This window comes from Micrococcus sp. M4NT (assembly GCF_033790745.1).
Lineage (GTDB): Bacteria > Actinomycetota > Actinomycetes > Actinomycetales > Micrococcaceae > Micrococcus.
Map to the genome: position 1 here is coordinate 136208 of NZ_JAMYEH010000003.1, position 18670 is coordinate 154877.

At 74.6% G+C, this 18670-nt stretch carries 20 protein-coding genes; 19 read left to right on the forward strand and 1 reads right to left on the reverse strand.

Annotation, left to right across the window (positions count from 1 at the left end):
• Positions 1-6 precede the first annotated feature (6 nt).
• From NJC10_RS03060 to NJC10_RS03095, 8 genes are all read left to right on the forward strand, one after another.
• The gene (locus NJC10_RS03060) at positions 7-1137 is read left to right on the forward strand and encodes a glutathione S-transferase family protein (protein WP_319074513.1); all 1131 of its coding nucleotides are present in this window, start codon (positions 7-9) and stop codon (positions 1135-1137) included.
• A gap of 64 nt (positions 1138-1201) precedes the next feature.
• A complete protein-coding gene (locus NJC10_RS03065; RefSeq protein ID WP_319074514.1) occupies positions 1202-1939 on the forward strand; it encodes a VIT family protein in 738 nt (245 codons plus the stop codon).
• A gap of 16 nt (positions 1940-1955) precedes the next feature.
• Positions 1956-2474 carry a DUF3253 domain-containing protein gene (locus NJC10_RS03070; protein ID WP_248116253.1) on the forward strand — a complete coding sequence of 173 codons (519 nt, stop codon included), beginning with the start codon at positions 1956-1958 and terminating at the stop codon, positions 2472-2474.
• Between the two features lie 66 nt (positions 2475-2540).
• Positions 2541-2705 carry a hypothetical protein gene (locus NJC10_RS03075; protein ID WP_248116255.1) on the forward strand — a complete coding sequence of 55 codons (165 nt, stop codon included), beginning with the start codon at positions 2541-2543 and terminating at the stop codon, positions 2703-2705.
• Between the two features lie 31 nt (positions 2706-2736).
• The gene (locus tag NJC10_RS03080) at positions 2737-3492 is read left to right on the forward strand and encodes a 5-oxoprolinase subunit PxpA (protein WP_319074515.1); all 756 of its coding nucleotides are present in this window, start codon (positions 2737-2739) and stop codon (positions 3490-3492) included.
• The gene (locus NJC10_RS03085) at positions 3489-5285 is read left to right on the forward strand and encodes a carboxyltransferase domain-containing protein (protein WP_319074516.1); all 1797 of its coding nucleotides are present in this window, start codon (positions 3489-3491) and stop codon (positions 5283-5285) included. Before NJC10_RS03080 ends, NJC10_RS03085 begins: the two co-directional genes overlap by 4 nt.
• A 3-nt stretch (positions 5286-5288) precedes the next feature.
• Positions 5289-7040 (forward strand): acetyl/propionyl/methylcrotonyl-CoA carboxylase subunit alpha, encoded by a 1752-nt coding sequence (locus tag NJC10_RS03090; RefSeq protein ID WP_319074518.1) that lies wholly within the window; start codon positions 5289-5291, stop codon positions 7038-7040.
• Between the two features lie 86 nt (positions 7041-7126).
• The gene (locus tag NJC10_RS03095; protein ID WP_319074520.1) at positions 7127-7756 is read left to right on the forward strand and encodes a GntR family transcriptional regulator; all 630 of its coding nucleotides are present in this window, start codon (positions 7127-7129) and stop codon (positions 7754-7756) included.
• Positions 7757-7836: 80 nt separating this feature from the next.
• Here the strand turns inward: NJC10_RS03095 and NJC10_RS03100 are convergent, their stop codons facing one another.
• On the reverse strand, positions 7837-9105 hold the full coding sequence (locus tag NJC10_RS03100) for an NRAMP family divalent metal transporter (RefSeq protein ID WP_248116265.1): 1269 nt from the start codon (positions 9103-9105) through the stop codon (positions 7837-7839).
• Between the two features lie 205 nt (positions 9106-9310).
• Here NJC10_RS03100 and NJC10_RS03105 point away from each other — a divergent pair, with 205 nt between their 5' ends.
• The 11 genes from NJC10_RS03105 to NJC10_RS03155 all read left to right on the forward strand — a co-directional run bounded on the left by NJC10_RS03105 (position 9311) and on the right by NJC10_RS03155 (position 18631).
• A complete protein-coding gene (locus tag NJC10_RS03105) occupies positions 9311-9940 on the forward strand; it encodes a MarR family winged helix-turn-helix transcriptional regulator (protein ID WP_319074523.1) in 630 nt (209 codons plus the stop codon).
• Between the two features lie 397 nt (positions 9941-10337).
• A complete protein-coding gene (gene rpmB, locus NJC10_RS03110) occupies positions 10338-10574 on the forward strand; it encodes a 50S ribosomal protein L28 (RefSeq protein ID WP_248116269.1) in 237 nt (78 codons plus the stop codon).
• A 1-nt stretch (position 10575) separates the two neighbouring features.
• Positions 10576-10743 (forward strand): 50S ribosomal protein L33, encoded by a 168-nt coding sequence (gene rpmG / locus NJC10_RS03115; RefSeq protein WP_017488899.1) that lies wholly within the window; start codon positions 10576-10578, stop codon positions 10741-10743.
• 1 nt (position 10744) lies between these two features.
• A complete protein-coding gene (gene rpsN, locus NJC10_RS03120; RefSeq protein ID WP_248116271.1) occupies positions 10745-11050 on the forward strand; it encodes a 30S ribosomal protein S14 in 306 nt (101 codons plus the stop codon).
• 262 nt (positions 11051-11312) lie between these two features.
• Positions 11313-11594, forward strand: coding sequence for an HU family DNA-binding protein (locus NJC10_RS03125; RefSeq protein WP_248116273.1), 282 nt, complete (start codon positions 11313-11315; stop codon positions 11592-11594).
• A 180-nt stretch (positions 11595-11774) separates the two neighbouring features.
• Positions 11775-12428: a hypothetical protein gene (locus NJC10_RS03130; RefSeq protein WP_319074526.1), complete on the forward strand. Its 654-nt coding sequence runs from the start codon at positions 11775-11777 to the stop codon at positions 12426-12428.
• A 98-nt stretch (positions 12429-12526) separates the two neighbouring features.
• Positions 12527-13291, forward strand: a complete 765-nt coding sequence (locus NJC10_RS03135) for a copper resistance protein CopC (protein WP_319074527.1) — start codon at positions 12527-12529, stop codon at positions 13289-13291.
• A 118-nt stretch (positions 13292-13409) separates the two neighbouring features.
• On the forward strand, positions 13410-14141 hold the full coding sequence (locus NJC10_RS03140; protein WP_319074529.1) for a copper chaperone PCu(A)C: 732 nt from the start codon (positions 13410-13412) through the stop codon (positions 14139-14141).
• Positions 14128-15459: a Dyp-type peroxidase gene (locus NJC10_RS03145; RefSeq protein WP_319074530.1), complete on the forward strand. Its 1332-nt coding sequence runs from the start codon at positions 14128-14130 to the stop codon at positions 15457-15459. The genes NJC10_RS03140 and NJC10_RS03145 overlap by 14 nt, the downstream gene beginning before the upstream one ends.
• Before the next feature lie 30 nt (positions 15460-15489).
• Complete coding sequence (locus tag NJC10_RS03150) at positions 15490-17799, forward strand: cytochrome c oxidase assembly protein (protein WP_319074532.1); 2310 nt, start codon at positions 15490-15492, stop codon at positions 17797-17799.
• Entirely contained in the window at positions 17789-18631 is an 843-nt protein-coding gene (locus tag NJC10_RS03155; protein ID WP_319074534.1) for a hypothetical protein, read from the forward strand. Before NJC10_RS03150 ends, NJC10_RS03155 begins: the two co-directional genes overlap by 11 nt.
• Positions 18632-18670: the final 39 nt, after the last annotated feature.

Consider the following 18670-nt stretch of genomic DNA (forward strand, 5'->3'; position numbering starts at 1 on the left):
GAGTGTATGGACAAGGATTCGACTGGACAGGGATCGGACGCCGCCGCCTCGCCGACGGGCTACATCGAGGAGGGCGGCTACGACCGCGACACGAACTACATCGGCGACCGCATCGTCGCCGACCCGGGCGCCGTCCGGGCGCGGCCCACGGAGGAGCCCGCGCGGGTGGGGCGCGTGGGCGGCGGCCTCGCCGAGGGCGCGGAGGCCTGGCCCGTGGAGGCCGGCCGCTACCGCCTCGTGGCGGCGCGGGCCTGCCCGTGGGCCAACCGCGCCATCATCGTCCGGCGCCTGCTGGGGCTCGAGGACGCGATCTCGCTCGGCACGCCGGGACCCGTCCACGACGAGCGCTCGTGGACGTTCGACCTCGACGAAGGCGGCACGGACCCCGTGCTCGGCACGCACTGGCTCCAGGAGAACTACGTCGAGCGCTTCCCGGACTACTCGCGCGGCATCACGGTGCCCGCCCTCGTGGACGTGCCCACCGGCGGCGTGGTGACCAACGACTACCCGCAGATCACCCTGGACTTCAGCACCGAGTGGACCGCGTTCCACCGCGACGGCGCCCCGCAGCTGATCCCCGACGCCGGGCCCGAGCGCGACGAGATGTTCGAGGTCATCGAGCGCGTGTTCACCGAGGTCAACAACGGGGTGTACCGCTGCGGCTTCGCGGGGGAGCAGGAGTCCTACGACGAGGCCTACGACCGGCTCTGGACCGCGATGGACTGGCTCGAGGAGCGCCTCACCACGCGCCGGTTCCTCATGGGCGCGACCATCACCGAGGCGGACGTGCGCCTGTTCACCACGCTCGCCCGCTTCGACCCCGTCTACCACGGCCACTTCAAGGCGAACCGGCAGAAGCTCGCCGAGATGCCCGCGCTGTGGGCCTACGCGCGGGACCTCTTCCAGACGCCCGGCTTCGGCGACACGATCGACTTCGACCAGATCAAGCACCACTACTACGAGGTGCACCGGGACGTGAACCCCACCGGGATCGTGCCGAAGGGCCCGGACCTGACCGGTTGGATGAGCGCGCACCGCCGTGAGGAGCTGGGCGGCCGCCCCTTCGGCGACGGCACCGCGCCCGGGCCCGTCCGCGAGGGCGAGGCCGTGGACCCGGAGCACACGCCGCTGCGCTGAGGGGCGGGGTCAGGATCGCCTTCCCTGCGTGGCGGGCGCCCCGATCCGGGACGAGGATGCTCGCATGAGCACCGACCTCCCCTCCGTCTCCGCCGCCCACGACGCCGCCGAGCCCCACGCGCAGAACGGCCTGCAGCAGCGACTGAACTGGCTGCGCGCGGGCGTCCTCGGCGCGAACGACGGCATCGTCTCCGTCGCCGCGACCGTCGTCGGCGTGGCCGGGGCGACCACCGCGGTGGCTCCCGTCATGCTCGCGGGCGCGGCCGCCGTCGTCGGCGGGGCGGTGTCCATGGCGCTCGGGGAGTACGTGTCCGTCTCCTCCTCCTCGGACTCGCAGAAGGCGCTGATCCAGAAGGAGCGCCGCGAGCTCGCGGCGGACCCGGAGGGGGAGTTCGAGGAGCTCGTGGAGCTCTACGAGGCCGAGGGGCTGAGCCGGCCGACCGCGGAGTCCGTGGCCCGCGAGCTCACGGAGAAGGACGCCCTCACCGCGCACCTGCGCATGGAGCTCGGGATGCGCGAGGACGACGTCGTCAGCCCGTGGGCCGCGGCGGGCGCCTCCTTCATCGCGTTCCTGCTGGGTGCGCTGCTCCCGTTCCTCACCGTCATCCTGGCGCCCGTGGACATCCGCGTGCCGCTCACCTTCGCGACGACGCTGCTCGCGCTCGCCGTGACCGGCGCCGTGGGCGCGTGGCTCGGCGGCGCCCGGCCGATCCCCGCGATGCTGCGCGTGGTCCTCGGCGGCGCGCTCGCCCTCGCGCTCACGTTCGCCGTGGGCGCGTGGCTCGGCACGAACGTGGTGTGACCGGGGTGGTGGCGGCATGACCGGGCCGACGCGCACGGTGCCCGGACGAACAGGGCCGGAACGGACCCCCGACGGGCACCACATCGTCGTGGACGGGCGGACGTGGCGAGCGCAGGACCCGCACATCCCCGAGGCCCTCGGGGCCGAGCTCGTGAAGGGGCTCATGGCCGCGCGTCGGCTCGTGACGACGGACCCGACGAGGGCGCGCCCCCGCGTGCAGGACGCGAAGGTGGCGCTGGGGGAGCGGGGCGAGCCGTGGTGGGAGCCCACGCCGGAGGGGACGCGGACGAGGCTGGCCGCGGCGATGCGCACCCTGCTGCGCGCCCGTGGCCAGGGCACGACCATCTGTCCCTCCGACGCCGCGCGCGTGGCCGGAGGCGAGGACTGGCGTGACCTGATGGACGCCGCGCGCGAGGTGGCCGCCGAGCTGCACGCGGACGGCGTCGCGGAGGTGCGGCAGAAGGGCGAGCGGGTGGAGGACCCGCGCGCCGCGCGCGGGCCGATCCGGCTCGCGGCAGGACCGGAGCTGGGGTGAGAGCCGGACTCTGCTGAGGCCGGCCGGGGCTTCCCCGGCCCCCGCGGCCGCTCGCACACCGGGTCCATGGGTGAGGGGGAGGACGAGTCCGGCGCCCCGCAGGCCAAGGACCCGGAGACGGACGAGGCCCTGCGTCGGGAGCACCGACCTCCGCGCGCGTCTCCACTCCACGGCGTCGCCCACCCCGAGGGATTGTTGAACAATCCGCCCCGCTGGTCCATCATGGAGTGATCTGGGCGACACCGCGCGAGAGGACCCTTCCATGCACATCGACCTGAACAGCGACGTCGGCGAGTCGTTCGGCAACTGGACCATGGGCGACGACGCCGCCATCTTCCAGAGCGTCTCCTCCGCGAACGTGGCCTGCGGCTTCCATGCCGGCGACCCCTCGGGCATCGCGCAGACGTGCCGCGACGCCGTCGCGGGCGGCATCACGATCGGCGCCCACGTGGGCTACCGCGACCTCGCCGGCTTCGGCCGCCGCTTCCTGGACTGCTCGCCCACCGAGCTCGCCGACGACGTGCTCTACCAGCTGGGCGCCCTCGAGGCCCTGGCCCGCTCCGCCGGCGGCACCATCCGCTACGTGAAGCCGCACGGCGCCCTCTACAACACGATCGTCCACCACCAGGCGCACGCCCAGGCCGTCGTCGACGCCGTCAAGGCCTTCGGCGGCGACCTCCCGCTGCTGCTCCTGCCGGGCTCGATCGCCCTGGACAAGGCCGAGAAGGCCGGACTGCGCGGCGTCGCCGAGGCGTTCGCGGACCGCGGCTACACCCCCGACGGCACGCTCGTCTCGCGCCGCGAGCCCGGTGCAGTCCTCCACGACGAGGCCGAGGTGGCCGAGCGCATGGTGCGCCTGGCCACCGACGGCGTCCTCCGCGCCGTGGACGGCACGGATGTCCGCGTCGAGGCGGAGAGCATCTGCCTCCACGGGGACACCCCCGGCGCCGTCGCGATGGCCGCCGCCGTCCGGGCGGGCCTGGAGTCCGCGGGCGTCGAGATCCGGCCCTTCGCGTGAGCCGCCCCGCGTTCCGCGCGCCGACCCTGCGCTGGGCAGGACCCACCGCGCTGCTGCTCGAGTGCGCGAACCTGGGCGACGTGATGCGCCTGCATGCGCACGTCACCGCTCACCCCTTCCACGGCCAGCGCGAGGCGATCGCCGCGGCCGAGACCGTCCTCCTCGTCTTCCGCACGCGCGGCGAGGCCCTGGACGCCTCCCGAGAGGTCATGCGCATCGTCCCGGACGACCATGTGGCCGACGAGGCACGCACCGTCACCGTCGACGTCCTCTACGACGGCGAGGACCTCGCCGACGTCGCCGAGCTCACCGGGATGAGCGTGGACGCCGTGATCGCGGCGCACACGAGCGCCGACTGGTTCGGCGCCTTCGGCGGCTTCGCCCCCGGCTTCACCTACTGCGCCGCGGACCCCGCCCCGTTCGAGGTCCCCCGCCGCACGAGCCCGCGCACCGCGGTGCCGGCCGGCTCCGTGGCCGTGGCCGGGGAGTTCTCCGCCGTGTACCCGCGCGTCTCGCCCGGCGGCTGGCAGCTCCTCGGCCGCACCGACGCCGTCCTCTGGGACCTCGAGCGCGCCGAGCCGGCCCTGATCCGCCCCGGCGACCGTGTGCGCTACCGCGCCGTCCGCGAGCTCGCCACGCTCACCGCGGCCCCCGCCCCCGATCCGGCCCAGGCCGACGACGCGGCGCCCGCCGCCGACCGCCCCGGCCTGACGGTGGTGGAGCCCGGCATGCAGTCGCTCATCCAGGACCTCGCCCGCCACGGCTGGGGCGATCTCGGCGTCACGCCGTCCGGCGCCGCCGACCGCACGGCGGCGCGCCAGGCCAACCGGATCGTCGGCAACACCTCCGGCGAGGCCGTCATCGAGACGCTCCTGGGCGGGCTCACCCTCACGGCCCGCGGGACGCAGGTGCTCGCGCTGACCGGCGCGGAGGCGCGCGGCACCATCACCGCCGTGCCCGAGGAGGGCGACGACGACGCGCTCGCCGGCGTCGCCGAGGCCTCCGCATCCGACGCCGCCCCTGAGGCCGCCGTCGAGCCGGAGCCCGCCGACGCGGACCTCGCCGAGGTCGACGAGTTCGACGCCGAGCCCGCCGACCTCGGCCCCGCGACGCGCCCCGCCCCCGTGGGCGTCCCGTTCGCCCTCCTGGACGGCGAGACCCTCACCCTCGAGGAGCCGGCCGCGGGCCTGCGCACCTATGTGGGCCTGCGCGGCGGGATCGACGTGCCGCTCGTGCTCGGCAGTCGCGCCACGGACGTGATGTCCGGGATCGGCCCGAAGCCGCTGGCCGCGGGCACCCGCGTTGACCGCCGTCTGGACCCGGGCCACGCCCTCGTGGGCGATCCCGAGCCGCCCGTGCGCGTCACCCCGACCGCCGGCTCCGTCACGGAGCTGCGCATCGTGCTGGGCCCCCGCGACGACTGGTTCGACGCCGCCTCGATCGACCGCCTCACCACGCAGGAGTGGCTCGTCACCGCCGAGTCCAACCGGATCGGCGTGCGCCTGGCCGCCCCCGAGGACGGCGCCCCGCTCGTGCGCTCCCGCGAGGGCGAGCTCGCGAGCGAGGGCGTGTTCACGGGCTCGCTGCAGGTGCCGCCCTCGGGGCAGCCCGTCCTGTTCCTGGCCGACCACCCGGTGACGGGCGGCTATCCGGTGATCGCCGTCGTCGCCCCCGAGGACCTCGGCGCCGCAGCCCAGCTCCCCCCGGGCGCCCGCGTGCGCCTCACCCCCATCTCCGTGACGGACCCCGCGCCCGTCGACCCCGCTGTCACCGACCCCGCCGAGGAGGCCTGAGCCATGCCGCAGCTCACCAAGATCCTGATCGCCAACCGAGGCGAGATCGCCGTGCGCGTCGCGCGCGCCTGCCGTGACCACGGCCTGGCCTCCGTCGCCGTGTACTCGGACCCGGACGCGGACGCCCTGCACGTGGCCGTCGCCGACGAGGCCTTCCACCTGCCCGGCACCTCCTCCGCCGAGACGTACCTGGACATGGATGCGCTCATCGACGTCGCCCGCCGCGCGGGCGCCGACGGCGTGCACCCGGGCTACGGCTTCCTCTCCGAGAACGCGGACTTCGCCCAGAAGGTCATGGACGCCGGCCTGACCTGGATCGGCCCCACCCCGCAGGCGATCCGCGACCTGGGCGACAAGATCACCGCCCGCGCGATCGCCCAGCGTGCCGGCGCCCCGCTCGTGCCCGGCTCCGACGGCCCTGTGGAGTCCCCCGCCGAGGCGCGCGCCTTCGCGGAGGAGCACGGCCTGCCGATCGCCATCAAGGCGGCCTTCGGCGGCGGCGGCCGCGGCATCAAGGTGGTCCGCGAGCTCGACGACGTGGAGGACGCCTTCGCCTCCGCCACGCGCGAGGCCGTGACCGCCTTCGGCCGCGGCGAGTGCTTCGTGGAGCGCTTCCTGGACAGGCCGCGCCACGTGGAGGCCCAGGTCCTGGCGGACACGCACGGCACCGTCGTGGTGGTGGGCACGCGTGACTGCTCCCTGCAGCGCCGCAACCAGAAGCTCGTGGAGGAGGCCCCCGCCCCGTTCCTCACGGACGAGCAGCGCACCCGCATCCACGAGTCCGCCCGCCGCATCTGCGCCGAGGCCGGCTACACCGGCGCCGGCACCGTGGAGTACCTCGTCGCCCCGGACGGGCTGATCAGCTTCCTCGAGGTGAACACCCGCCTGCAGGTGGAGCACCCCGTCACCGAGGAGACCACCGGCGTGGACCTCGTGGGCGAGCAGTTCCGCATCGCGGCGGGGGAGCGGCTCTCCCTCACCGAGGACCCGAGGCCGCGCGGCCACGCCCTCGAGTTCCGGCTCAACGCCGAGGACCCGGCCATGGGCTTCCTGCCCTCGCCCGGCCCGGTGGAGGTGTTCGAGTCCCCGACCGGACCCGGCATCCGCGTGGACTCGGGCGTGCGCTCCGGCTCCGTGGTGCCCGGGCACTACGACTCGCTCATGGCCAAGCTCATCGTGTGGGGTGCGGACCGCCCCCAGGCCATCGCCCGCGCGAAGGACGCCCTCGCCGAGCTGCGCATCGAGGGCCTGCCCTCCGTGCTGCCGTTCCACCGCGCCGTCCTGGACGACGAGGACTTCACCCGCGCGGACCGGATGGGCGTGTACACCACGTGGATCGAGTCGGCCTTCGCCGCCGAGCTCGAGTCCTCGCCGTACCTCGGCGCCGCCGCGCCGGAGAACACGCGCACCCAGATGACCGTGGACATCGACGGCCGGGCCGTCCGCCTGGGGCTGCCGTCCGCCGTCCACGCCGCGCTCCTGGGCGGGGGCGGCTCCCGGGGCCGCGCGGCGCTCGCCGCCGCCCCCGCGGCGGAGGACGCCGGTGCCGTCACGGCCCCCATCACCGGCTCGCTCGTGGCGTGGAAGGCCGACGACGGCGCGCAGATCGCCGCGGGCGACGTCGTGGCTGTGATGGAGGCCATGAAGATGGAGACCACCGTGAAGGCTCCGTCCGCCGGCGTCTTCCGCCGCGAGTCGCTCGAGCCCGGCACCGCCCTCACCCGAGGCCAGCGGCTGGGCGTCGTGGGCGGATGAGGCTCGGCAGCCGCGGTCCCCGGCGTCCCGATGGCGCCGGGAGCCCGCCCTCCCTGGAGCCCGCCGCCGTCGGGGCCGCCCGGCGCGTGCGCGAGCGCATCGCCGCCGCGCAGCTGGCCCCGGGCACGCGGCTGGGGGAGGTGGCCCTCGCCGCGGAGCTGGGCGTGAGCCGCAACAGCCTCCGAGAGGCCTTCGCGGCGCTCGCCGCAGAGCGCCTGCTGGTGCGCATCCCGCACCGCGGCGTGTTCGTGGCTCACCCCACGGAGGCCGACGTCTCCGAGATCTTCCGCACCCGCCGCGTGATCGAGCTGAGCGCGCTCCGCTGGGGCAGCCCGGATCGCATCGCCGTGGAGGAGCTGGCCGAGATCGCCCGCCTGGCCGCCGACGCGGACCGGGAGCCCCGCCTGCTCGGCGACGTGAACCACCGGCTCCACGCGGCGATCGTCCGGCTGCTGGACTCCCGCGACCTCGAGGCCGTCATGGACGGCGTCCTCGCCCGCCTGCGCCTCGCGTTCCAGCCGATGGACGTCCTGACCGACCTCCACCCGCGCTTCGCCGCGCGCAACCGCCGGCTGGCCGAGCTCATCGCGGACGGGGAGCTCGAGTCCGCGGCCGAGATCCTGGGCCCCTACCTCGACGAGGCCGAGCACACGGTGCTCGAGCACCTCGGCTCCCGCGGCGGACGGCCGGGCCCGCAGCTCCCCGCCAGCGACTGACGGCCCACGGACGACCAGACGCCCTCCCGGTCCGCTGTGGACCGGGAGGGCGTCTCGTCGTTCGCGCGGGGTGCGAGCGGTCAGCCCGCGAAGAGCTGGAGCATGGGCTGGAAGGCGCGCACGGCGATGAACACCGAGAGCAGCCACGCGAGCACGCCCACCGCGATGAGCCACACCGGGTAGCGGTATCCGCCCATGAGGTCGCGGCGGAAGGCGGCGACGATGAGCAGCACGGCGAAGCCCACCGGCAGGATCAGGGCGTTGAACGCGCCGGCGAACACCAGCAGCGTGGTGGGCGCCTGGCGCAGCACCAGGTACAGCACCGCGCACACCACGATGAACCCCACCGTCAGCAGGTTGCGGGTCCGGTCCGAGGTGGTGGACTTCGTGATGAAGGAGACCGAGGTGTAGGAGGCACCGATCACCGAGGTGAGGGCGGCGGCCCAGAAGATCACGCCGAACATGCGCAGGCCGACCTCGCCGGCGGCGGCCTGGAAGGCGTGGGCGGCCTGGTTCGTGGTGCCCAGGTCCGCGCCGGAGGCCACCACGCCGAGGACGGCGAGGAAGAGCAGCACGCGCATCAGGCCGGTGATGATGATCGAGAGCACGGAGCTGTTGGTGATGGACTTGACGCTGTCCACGCCGGAGACGCCCGAGTCGATCATGCGGTGCGCGCCGGCGTACGTGATGTAGCCGCCCACGGTGCCGCCGACGAGGGTGGCCAGCGCGAGGAACATGCCCTGGTCCAGGTTGCCGACGTTCACGGACTGGGTCAGCGCCTCGCCCACCGGCGGGTTCGAGACGATCGCCACGTAGAGCATCAGGGCGATCATGAGGGCGCCCAGGATGACGACGATGCGGTCCAGTGCGGCGCCGGCGCGCTTCGAGAGGAAGATCGCGATGGCGATCAGGGCGGAGACGGCGCCGCCGATCAGGGCGTCCGCGCCGAGCATGGCGTTGAGGCCGAGGCCGGTGCCGGCGATGTTGCCGATGTTGAAGACCATGCCGCCGATGAACACGAGGGCGGAGAGCAGCCAGCCGAGGCCGGGGAGCACGCGGTTGGCCAGCTCCTGCGCACGCAGGCCGGCGACGCCGATGACGCGCCACACGTTCATCTGAACGGCGATGTCGATGAGGATCGAGACCAGGATCGCCAGGGCGAACGCGGCGCCGAGCTGCACCGTGAACGTGGAGGTCTGGGTGATGAACCCGGGGCCGATCGCGCTCGTGGCCATGAGGAACATGGCGCCGAGCAGGGCCGTGCGGCGCTGGGGGGAGGAGAGGGCGGTGGAGCCCTGGGCGGGCGTGCTCTGCGTCGTCCCCTGCGGGGCGGGAGCGGGATGTGCCATGGGGGGCCTTCCGGAGGAGTGGGGAGCGCGCGGGGGGTCCCGGCAGGGGTGATTCCTGTCACGTGGCGCGAAGGTGACGGTACATGTTGTTCAACAATCTGGCCAGTCATCCGGCGGTGCCGGAGGAGTGTCCCGGCGTGGACGTGACGTTCCGCCGCCGCGCGTCGGGGCTGCCACGGAGGTCTGACATGGGAGAGTCTTCTGCATGGCATCGTCGTCCCCGGCCCCCCAGCCCGCCTCGGAGGAGGAGCGGGCCGGCCTGGCCCGCCTTCTGGAGGATCCGCTCCAGACGAGTGAGACCAGCCGGGACGAACGACTCGCGTGGGGCGTGACGGTGGCCGCGATGCTGGCCGCCCAGTCCAGGCTCGAGGCCTCCCTGCACCGGGAGTGCGGCGTCACGCCCTTCGAGTACCACCTCCTGGTGGTGCTCCTCGGCGAGGACGGCGATCCCGAGTCCGGCGAGGTGGCCATGAGCGTGGCGGCCACCCGCGTGAGCTCCTCCCTCTCCCGTCTGTCACACGTGGTGCGCCGGCTCGAGGCGCGCGGCTGGCTGGCCAGACGCCCCTCCGCCACCGACGCCCGCGTCACCCTGGTGCGCCTCACGTCCGAGGGCCTCGAGCGTGCCGTGCGGTGCTCGGCGGTCTACACCCGCCTGGTGGGTGAGATATGGGTGCAGCACCTGGACGAGACGGACGTCCGTGACGCCGTGCGGGTGTCCTCGAAGGTCCTCGCGGGCCTGCGTGAGGACCACTGGATCCTCCCGCTCGCGTCCGAGGCGTCCGCCGACGCCGACGCGCGCAGGTCCGCCGGGCCGGGTCCGCGCGCCGGCTCCTGATCCGTGCTCCGGCACGTCGCCGCGCGCCCTAGGACCGAGTTTGGTCCGCATGGGGTGCTCCCCGTAAGATGGGACGGCGCACGCCGCGTTGTTCTCATTCTCCCTGCCCTCGGGCGTGGGGGCTGGGTCGGAAAAGCAACGCGCTCCCGCAGACCGGATCCCGGTGACGTCCCCTCCCGTGGGGCGAGCCGGGGCTCACCGTTCACACCAGCGATCCCATAAGGCACTTCGGTTGGCTCTCACCCAGCCTGGTCCACCTTTTCGAGAAGTCGCAGTAAGAGTGCGGTGTCCACACCCGGGGCGGGGCTCACAGGTTGTCCCTGGACGACGAGTCCGGGGCGCAGCGCACTGCGGGTTCCGCCCGTCCTTTTACTACTACTTGCCACGAGGAGTGATCATGGCAGCACACTGCCAGGTAACCGGGGCTGGGCCGGGATTCGGCCACAGCATCTCCCACTCGCATCGCCGCAACAAGCGTCGGTTCGACCCGAACATCCAGAAGAAGACCTACTGGGTCCCGTCCCTGCGCCGCAACGTCACGCTGACGCTGTCGGCCAAGGGCATCAAGACCATCGACGTGCGCGGCATCGACGCCGTCATCGCGGATCTCATCGCGAAGGGAGTGAAGTTCTGACATGGCCAAGGACAAGGACGTTCGTCCGATCATCAAGCTGAAGTCCACCGCCGGCACGGGCTACACCTACGTGACGCGCAAGAACCGCCGCAACAACCCGGATCGCATCACCCTGAAGAAGTACGACCCGGTGGTCCGCAAGCACGTCGACTTCCGAGAGGAGCGCTGAGATGGCCAAGAAGTCCATGATCGCCAAGAACGAGCAGCGCAAGGCCATCGTCGCCCGCTGGGCCGAGAAGCGCGCCGAGATGCGCAAGACCCTGGTCGACCCCGACGCCTCGGACGAGGCCCGCGAGGCCGCCCGCATCGGCCTGCAGAAGATGCCCCGCGACGCCTCGCCGGTGCGCGTGCGCAACCGCGACGTCATCGACGGCCGCCCCCGTGGCACCTTCCAGCGCTTCGGCATCTCCCGCGTGCGCTTCCGCGACATGGCGCACCGTGGCGAGCTGCCCGGCGTGACCAAGTCCTCCTGGTGACCTGAGGCGCCGGGCCCCTCGGCCCGGTGCGTCGGAGACCGGCCCTCGACGGCCGTCGCCACCCCGCCGACGGCGGTGGGAGCCATCCCTGCGATGGCCCCACCGCCGTCGGCGTTCGTGCACCTGGGGGCGTTCCGGCCCGGAATTCGCGGAATCACGCCGCTCAGATGGGGCGGAGGCCGGACGCAGGTGGTACGTTCGCAACTGGCAGCCCGGGTCGATCGGCCCGGGTCCGACATCAACGTCCCACAGGGAGGACCCCATGGCCATGAACCGCAAGGATCTCGTCGCCGCCGTCGCTGAGCGCGCCGGCACCACCCAGTCCGCCGTCAGCGACACCGTGGATGCGCTCTTCGAGGTGCTCTCCGCTCAGGTGAAGAAGGGCGAGAAGGTCTCGATCCCCGGCTGGCTCGCCGTCGAGCGCACCGAGCGCAAGGAGCGCACCGGCCGCAACCCCCGCACCGGCGAGGAGATCACCATCCCGGCCGGTCACTCCGTGAAGGTCACCGCCGGCTCCAAGCTCAAGGCCGCCGCCTCCGAGTGATCGGTCCCGGTGCCTGAGCGCCTCGTGACGAGGCGGCCGGCACGGCCCAGACGGGCGCCCCGCACGCGTGGGGCGCCCGTCGTCGTCTCGGCGGGCGATCTCCGGACTGCGTCCGCGTCCACGAGGCGTAGAATCGAGGGCACCGCCGGTCCCGCGACGATAGGGGGGGAGGAGCCCGCCATGGAACACGCGTCCCCGCGTGTCGTCCGCGGCCCCGCCCGCCTGCTGCGAGGCTGGGCCGGCGCCTCCGCGATGACCCTGCTCGCCGCCCTGTTCCACGCGGCCGCCTCCCCGGGCCACGGCGCTCCGGGGCCGGGCCTGCTGCTCGCGAGCACCGTCCTCGCCGCCCCGCTGTGCACCGCTCTCGCCGGCCGCGCGCTGAGCCTGTGGCGCACCGTGGCGGCCGTGATCGGGGCGCAGGGCCTCTTCCACGCGCTGTACGGCCTCTCCCACGGCGGGCACTCTGTGGCCGCCGCCTCCGCCGAGCACGCCGGCCACCTCGGCCGCGCCACGGCCGGGGGAGCGCCGCTGCTCGCGGTGGTGCCCGGACCGGCGTCGGCCGGGGCGCCGACGGACGCCGGGGCGGCCATGCTCGCGGCGCACCTCGTCGCCGCCGTCCTCACCGTGGCGGTGCTGCGCTGGGGCGAGCGCGCCGTCGTGGCGCTCGCGGAGCGCGTCCTGGAGACCACCCTGATCCTGTGGGCCAGCGCCCCCGCCCCCGCCCCGGCCCGCCCCGCGGGCCGCCCGGCCCCGCGCGCCGCGGGCCCCGTGGAGTCCCTCCTCGTCTTCAGCACGCCGGGTCTGCGCGGGCCGCCCTTCGCCCTCGCGGCCTGATGGCGCCCCGTGGGCGCGGGCCGCACGCGCCCCCACCCGCTCTGCATCTCGGCCCCGGCCGCGGCACGTCCGCGCCCCCGAGGGCCGGGGAGGACACCATGCACCCCCACACCCCCGTCTCAAGCCCCGACTCGACCCCCGTCTCCATCCCCCGCCACTCCCGCATCGCCCCGCGTCGCGCCCTGCGCGCCGCCGCCGGGCTCGCGCTGCTCCCCGCCCTGGCCCTGGCCGGGGCGACGCCGGCGGCCGCGCACGACGAGCTGGTCAAGGCCGTCCCCGCGCAGGGGGCGTCCGCAACCGACGCGCCGTCCGAGGTCTCGCTGACTTTCAGCGGCGACCTGATCGACGGCCAGGGCATCAAGAACCTGGCGCAGGTGCGCGACGCGCACGGCAGTCAGTGGCAGGCCGGCCCCGGCACCGTCGACGGGCCCACCCTGAGCGTGCCCCTGTGCGAGGGCCTGCCGAACGGCGCGTACGACGTCGCCTACCGCGTGGTCTACTCGGACGGCCACTCCGAGGAGCAGACCTACGCGTTCACCGTGGAGGACCCCGCCGCCCCGGCCGAGGGCACCGCGCCCGAGGGCTGCGGCGTGGCCGCCGCCGGCACCTCCACCCCCGCATCGACGTCTCCGGCCGCCGGGGAGTCCTCGGCGCCGTCCGAGTCCACCACAGCCGGCTCCACCGCGTCCGACCCGGCGGCGTCGTCCGCCGCGGCCGCGAACGCACCGGCCTCGGCCGAGGACGAGGGGCTGCCCGGCTGGGTGTGGCCTCTCGGCATCGGCGGCCTGCTGGTGCTGGGCCTCGGCGCGCTCGCGCTGCACCGCAAGGCCACGGCGCTCGGCCACCTCGACGCCGACCGCTGAGCGCTCTCCCACCGCCTCACCGACGCCAGCCGCCCCCGGACACCCGGGGCGCGCGGCCGCGACGTCGTCCCCGCATCTCCGGCGCGTCCACGCGCCCTTCCTTCTGAAAGACACCGACATGCCCTCGAACACCACCCATCCCTCCTCCCGTCCCTCCTCCCGCCTCGGCCTCGCCGCCGTCCTCGCCGCCTCGGCCCTCACCCTGAGCGCGTGCACCGGCGGCGCCGAGCCCGCTCCGACGTCCAGCGCTGCGGCCGGCTCGGCGGCCACGGTCTCCGCCTCCTCCGCCCCCGGTGCCGCGTCGTCGTCGCCGGCCGCGTCCGGCTCCGGCACCGCCGCCTCCGAGGGCGCCCAGGCCGCGTCCCTGCGCGTCGTGGACCCGTGGACCAAGGCCGTCGACGGCGCCATGACCGGCTCGTTCGGCACGCTCGAGAACGCGTCCGACGCCCCGCTCCACATCGTCTCCGTGACCTCGCCGTCCGCTCCCCGCGCGGAGCTGCACGAGATGGCCGACGGCCCGAACGGCCAGAAGGTCATGCGCGAGACCGAGGACGGCCTCACCGTGCCGGCCGGGGGCTCGCTGGAGCTCGTGCCCGGTGGCCGTCACGTCATGCTCATGGGCCTCACGGACCCCGTGGAGCCGGGCGAGGAGGTCGCCTACACGCTGGCCCTCGAGGACGGCTCCACGCTCGACGTGCGGTCTCTCGCCCGCCCGTTCACGGGGGCGAACGAGTCCTACCACGGCGGTGAGGCGGGGGCGGCGGCCCCCTCCTCCCTGGACCACTCGGGGATGGAGCACGGCACCTCGTCCGCCGCGGCGCCGGGATCGGCCGGCCATGGAGACCACTGACCCCACCCGACGCGGGCTCCTCTTCGGCGCCGGAGCGCTCGGCGGGGGCATGCTCGGATCCGCCCTGGGGTTCGGCGCCGGCCACGCGGCCGGCGCCCCCGGGTCGGCGGCCCCCGCTCCGGGGACCCCGTCCGCCTCGCCCTCCGACGTCATGGGCGACACCGGCCTCGAGGGCGCCGAGCCCGGCTCCGGCTGGGCCGAGCCGGGCGGCGAGGCCGCGCGCGTCGCGGTCAGCTCGCCTGTGGGCACGGACACCGTGCCGTTCCACGGACCGCGCCAGGCCGGCGTCGACACCCCCGCCCAGACGCATGCCCTGTTCCTCGCGCTCGACCTCGAGCCGGGGACGGACCGTGAGCGGATCGGCCGACTGCTGCGCCTCCTGAGCGATGACGCCGCCCGCCTCACACAGGGGCGGGCGACCCTGGCCGACACCGAGCCCGAGCTCGCCGCCGCGCCCGCACGGCTGACGGTGACGTTCGGCTTCGGGCCGGAGCTGGTGCGGCGGGTGAAGCCGACGGCCGTCTCGGAGTGGCTGGGGCCGCTGCCGGCCTTCCCCGAGATCGATCGGCTCGAGGCACGCTTCAGCGGCGGTGACCTGCTGCTGCAGATCTGCGGCGACGACCGCATCTCGGTGGCGCACGCCCGCCGGATGCTCCTCAAGGTCGCGCGACCGTTCGCGGGACTGCGCTGGTCGCAGGAGGGGTTCCGCTCCGCCCGCGGCGCGCACCCCACCGGCACCACGATGCGCAACCTCTTCGGCCAGGTGGACGGGACGGCGAACCCCGCCGCCGAGACGCCGCACCTCGACCGCGTGGTCTGGGGCGTCGGGGCCGAGCAGGTGGGCATCAGCCCGTGGATCACGGACGGCACGTCCCTGGTGCTGCGGCGGATCGACATGCTCATGGACACGTGGGACGAGCTGGACCGCCCGGCGAAGGAGAAGACGATCGGCCGCACCCTCGGCACGGGCGCCCCGCTCACCGGGGAGGCGGAGGGGGATGCGCCGGACTTCGCGGCGCTCGGCCCGGCCGGGTTCCCCGTCATCCCGGAGGACTCCCACCTGGCCCGCGCCCGGATGGACGTCCCCGAGTACGGGATGCTCCGGCGCGGCTACAACTACGACGACGGCCCGACCGGTGCCGGACTCCTCTTCGCCGCCTACCAGGCGGACGTGGAGCGGCAGTTCGTCCCGGTGCAGCGGCGGCTCGCCGAGTCCGACCGGCTCAACATCTGGACGCGCCCGGTCGGCTCCGCCGTGTTCGCGATCCCGCCCGGCTGCGCCGAGGGCGGCTTCGTGGGCGACGTCCTGTTCGCCTGATCCTCCGCCCCTGCTGATTGAATGGATCCCATGCCCTCCGCTCCCGCTTCCCCCGCCGACGCGCCCGCGTCGGCCGCACCGCGCTCCACGGATCCCAGGACCGTCGGCCGCGTCGGCGTGCCCGCGTGGGTGTGGCCCGTGGCCGCGGCCGCCGGCGTGCTCGCGCTCGTGCTGACCGCGTGGTTGACCGGCGTCTCCGCGGCCCGCGCGCTCTCGGACCCCGGCCCGATCACGCGGTGGGGCGTGCCGCTCGCGACGGCGGTCTCCCACACCGCCATGGCCCTCACCATCGGTGCGACCATCCTGGCGGCCGGGATCCTTCCCCCGCACGCGGCCGGCGCGGAACGGCGGCACCGCTCGGGCGCCCAGCGCCGTGCCGACGCCGCCGCGGGGCCGCTGCCGGAGCACCCGGCCTTCGCGCGGGTGATGCAGGTGGCCGCGTGGGCGGCGGGGACGTGGACGGTGGCGGCGCTCGCCGTCGGGATCCTCTCCTACTCGGACCTGGCCGGCATCCCGGTGACCGCGGGGCAGGGGTTCACGGACGGGCTCCTGGCCTACGCGGCCTCCATCTCCGTGGGCCGCGCGTGGTTCTGGGTCACGGTGATCGCCGCCGTGGTGACCACCCTCGTGATCGCGGTGCGCTCCCACTCCGGGCTGTTCTGGACCGGCATCCTCGCGATGCTGGCGATCGTCCCGCTCGCGCTGATCGGCCACGCGGCCGGCGGCGACGACCACTACGGCGCCGTGAACTCGATCGGCCTGCACCTGATCGGCGTCGTCACGTGGGTGGGCGGCCTGCTCGCGCTCGCCGCGATCTCGAGCACGCTGACCGGGCCGAACGGGGCGCAGGGCCACGGCGCGAGCACCCGCCGCCAAGGCCCCGCGCCCCTGCTGCACACCGTGGTCTCCCGCTACTCCCTCCTCGCCGGGCTGGGCCTGGCGACCGTGGTGCTGTCCGGCATCGTGAACGCCGCGCTGCGCATGGAGCACCTCTCCCAGCTGGCCAGCCCGTACGGCCTCGTCGTCGTCGCCAAGGCCGTGGCCGCCGTGGTGCTCGGCGCCATCGGGCTCGTGCACCGGCGCAGCATCATCCCCCGCCTGGGCGCGGACGGGGAGGCGGAGAGCCCGGCCGCGGCCCGCCGACTGCTGTGGCAGCTGATCGCGGTGGAGGCGGTGATCATGGCGGCCGTCATGGGCGTCTCCGCCGTCCTCGCCCGCACCGCGCCGCCCAAGCCGGAGGAGCTGGCCCCGGACGCCACCCCGGCCCGCATCCTCACCGGGTACGAGATGCCCCCCGAGCTCACGCCCGAGCGCTGGTTCACCCTGTGGCGCGTCGACTGGCTGTGGGTGGCCATCATCGCGTTCCTGGCCGTGTGGTACGTCCGCTCCACCCTCCAGCTGCACCGGCGCGGCGACCGCTGGCCCGTGCTGCGCACCCTCTCCTGGCTCACGGGCCTCGCCGTGCTCCTGTGGGCGACGTCCGGCGCTCCCGCGGTGTACGGCATGGTGCTGTTCAGCGCGCACATGGTGGGCCACATGACGCTGACCATGATCGTGCCCCTGTTCCTCGTGATGGGCGCCCCCATCACGCTCGCGCTGCGCGCCCTGCCCTCGCGCACGGACGGCACGCGCGGGCCGCGCGAGTGGATCCTGTGGATCGTGCACTCGCCGTGGGGCCGGTTCATCACGAACCCGATCGTGGCGGGGGTGAACTTCGCCGGGTCGATCCTCGTCTTCTACTACACGGACTTCTTCCGGTTCGCCCTCGAGGAGCACGTGGGGCACGAGTTCATGAACGTGCACTTCCTTCTCACCGGGTTCATCTTCGCCCTGGTCATGGTGGGCTCGGACCCGCTGCCCGACCGCCCGGCGTACCCGCTGCGCCTCGTGCTGCTGCTGGCCACCATGGTGTTCCACGCGTTCATCGGCGTGGCCATGACCTCCTCCACGGGCCTGCTCCAGGCCTCGTGGTTCGGCAACCTCGGCCGGGACTGGGGTCCGCCCGCCCTCGAGGACCAGCGCATCGGCGGCGGCATCATGTGGGGCATCGGCGAGTTCCCCACCGTGGCCATGGCCGTGACCGTGGCGGTGCTCTGGTACCGCAGCGACACGAAGAACGCCGTGCGCCTGGACCGCAAGGCCGACCGGGACGGCGACGCCGAGCTGAACGCGTGGAACGCCATGTACGCGAACCTGAACCACGCGCCGGCCCCGGCGCACGGGTCACCCTCCGTGGGAGCCCCGCCCGTCCGCGCGTCCGCCGCCGAGACCCCCGCCGCCGAGAGCGCCGGCGCGGCGAGCCCCGCCGACCACCTCCAGGAGCCCCAGCATGGCCGCTGACCCGCGTCCCCACCGTCCCTCGTCCCGGGCCCCGCGGCGCCGCGGCCTCGCCGGGATCGCGGCGGCGTCCGCGCTCGTCCTCGCGGGCTGCGGCGCCGGCGACGCCGGCGACGGGGGCGACGCGGGCGCCGGTCCGTCCCCCGGCGCGTCCGTGCCCGCTGCCGAGGCCAGCTCCGCCGCCGCCGGGCTGGACCTGGGGGACCGGCCGGACCAGCGCATGGCCGAGGCCGCCGCGCTGCGGGCCGCGACCTTCGGCTTCATCCGGCAGCAGGCCGCCTCGGAGCAGGAGATCGCCGCGGCGCGCGAGGACAGCCGCCAGCGGCAGGCCGACGGCGGCCGCACCACGGTGGAGCCCGCCTCCTGCAAGCCGCCCCTCGCGGCTCTCGACTTCTCGCCGATCCTGCTCGACCAGGAGGAGGTGACGCGCGTCGACGTGGGCGCGGACTCCTTCTCCGGCACCGGAACGGTGGAGGTGGCCACGCTCGACGGCCCGGGGCGCCAGCAGGTGGAGCAGCATCTGCAGACCGCGAACAGCCTGCTGGCCGACTGCCGGCAGATGGACGTGACGGTGCGCGAGGGCGGCGGCACCGAGGACTACCGACTCCTCACCCGGCCCGCCGAGCTCTCGGACGGCTCGCCTGCCCAGTCCGGCCTCGTGTGGCAGCGCTCGCTGGCCTCGGAGGAGTCCCCGCAGCTGACCGCGCAGGTGCTCACCGCCGTCGCCGGCGACCACGTGGTGATGGTGTCCTTCTCGGGGCAGGACCAGGCCGGGGAGCGGCAGTTCACCCTGATGGCCGAGGAGATCCTGGCCGCGGCGCTGCGCGCGGGCTGACCGCCGCGCTCTCGGGCAGCGAGGTGCGGCCGGCCGGGC

Coding starts and splice junctions, on each gene's coding strand:
- NJC10_RS03060 (WP_319074513.1), top strand. CDS start 7: ATGGACAAGGATTCGACTGGACAGGGATCGGACGCCGCCGCCTCGCCG.
- NJC10_RS03065 (WP_319074514.1), top strand. CDS start 1,202: ATGAGCACCGACCTCCCCTCCGTCTCCGCCGCCCACGACGCCGCCGAG.
- NJC10_RS03070 (WP_248116253.1), top strand. CDS start 1,956: ATGACCGGGCCGACGCGCACGGTGCCCGGACGAACAGGGCCGGAACGG.
- NJC10_RS03075 (WP_248116255.1), top strand. CDS start 2,541: ATGGGTGAGGGGGAGGACGAGTCCGGCGCCCCGCAGGCCAAGGACCCG.
- NJC10_RS03080 (WP_319074515.1), top strand. CDS start 2,737: ATGCACATCGACCTGAACAGCGACGTCGGCGAGTCGTTCGGCAACTGG.
- NJC10_RS03090 (WP_319074518.1), top strand. CDS start 5,289: ATGCCGCAGCTCACCAAGATCCTGATCGCCAACCGAGGCGAGATCGCC.
- NJC10_RS03100 (WP_248116265.1), bottom strand. CDS start 9,105: ATGGCACATCCCGCTCCCGCCCCGCAGGGGACGACGCAGAGCACGCCC.
- NJC10_RS03105 (WP_319074523.1), top strand. CDS start 9,311: ATGGCATCGTCGTCCCCGGCCCCCCAGCCCGCCTCGGAGGAGGAGCGG.
- rpmB (WP_248116269.1), top strand. CDS start 10,338: ATGGCAGCACACTGCCAGGTAACCGGGGCTGGGCCGGGATTCGGCCAC.
- rpmG (WP_017488899.1), top strand. CDS start 10,576: ATGGCCAAGGACAAGGACGTTCGTCCGATCATCAAGCTGAAGTCCACC.
- rpsN (WP_248116271.1), top strand. CDS start 10,745: ATGGCCAAGAAGTCCATGATCGCCAAGAACGAGCAGCGCAAGGCCATC.
- NJC10_RS03125 (WP_248116273.1), top strand. CDS start 11,313: ATGGCCATGAACCGCAAGGATCTCGTCGCCGCCGTCGCTGAGCGCGCC.
- NJC10_RS03130 (WP_319074526.1), top strand. CDS start 11,775: ATGGAACACGCGTCCCCGCGTGTCGTCCGCGGCCCCGCCCGCCTGCTG.
- NJC10_RS03135 (WP_319074527.1), top strand. CDS start 12,527: ATGCACCCCCACACCCCCGTCTCAAGCCCCGACTCGACCCCCGTCTCC.
- NJC10_RS03140 (WP_319074529.1), top strand. CDS start 13,410: ATGCCCTCGAACACCACCCATCCCTCCTCCCGTCCCTCCTCCCGCCTC.
- NJC10_RS03145 (WP_319074530.1), top strand. CDS start 14,128: ATGGAGACCACTGACCCCACCCGACGCGGGCTCCTCTTCGGCGCCGGA.
- NJC10_RS03150 (WP_319074532.1), top strand. CDS start 15,490: ATGCCCTCCGCTCCCGCTTCCCCCGCCGACGCGCCCGCGTCGGCCGCA.
- NJC10_RS03155 (WP_319074534.1), top strand. CDS start 17,789: ATGGCCGCTGACCCGCGTCCCCACCGTCCCTCGTCCCGGGCCCCGCGG.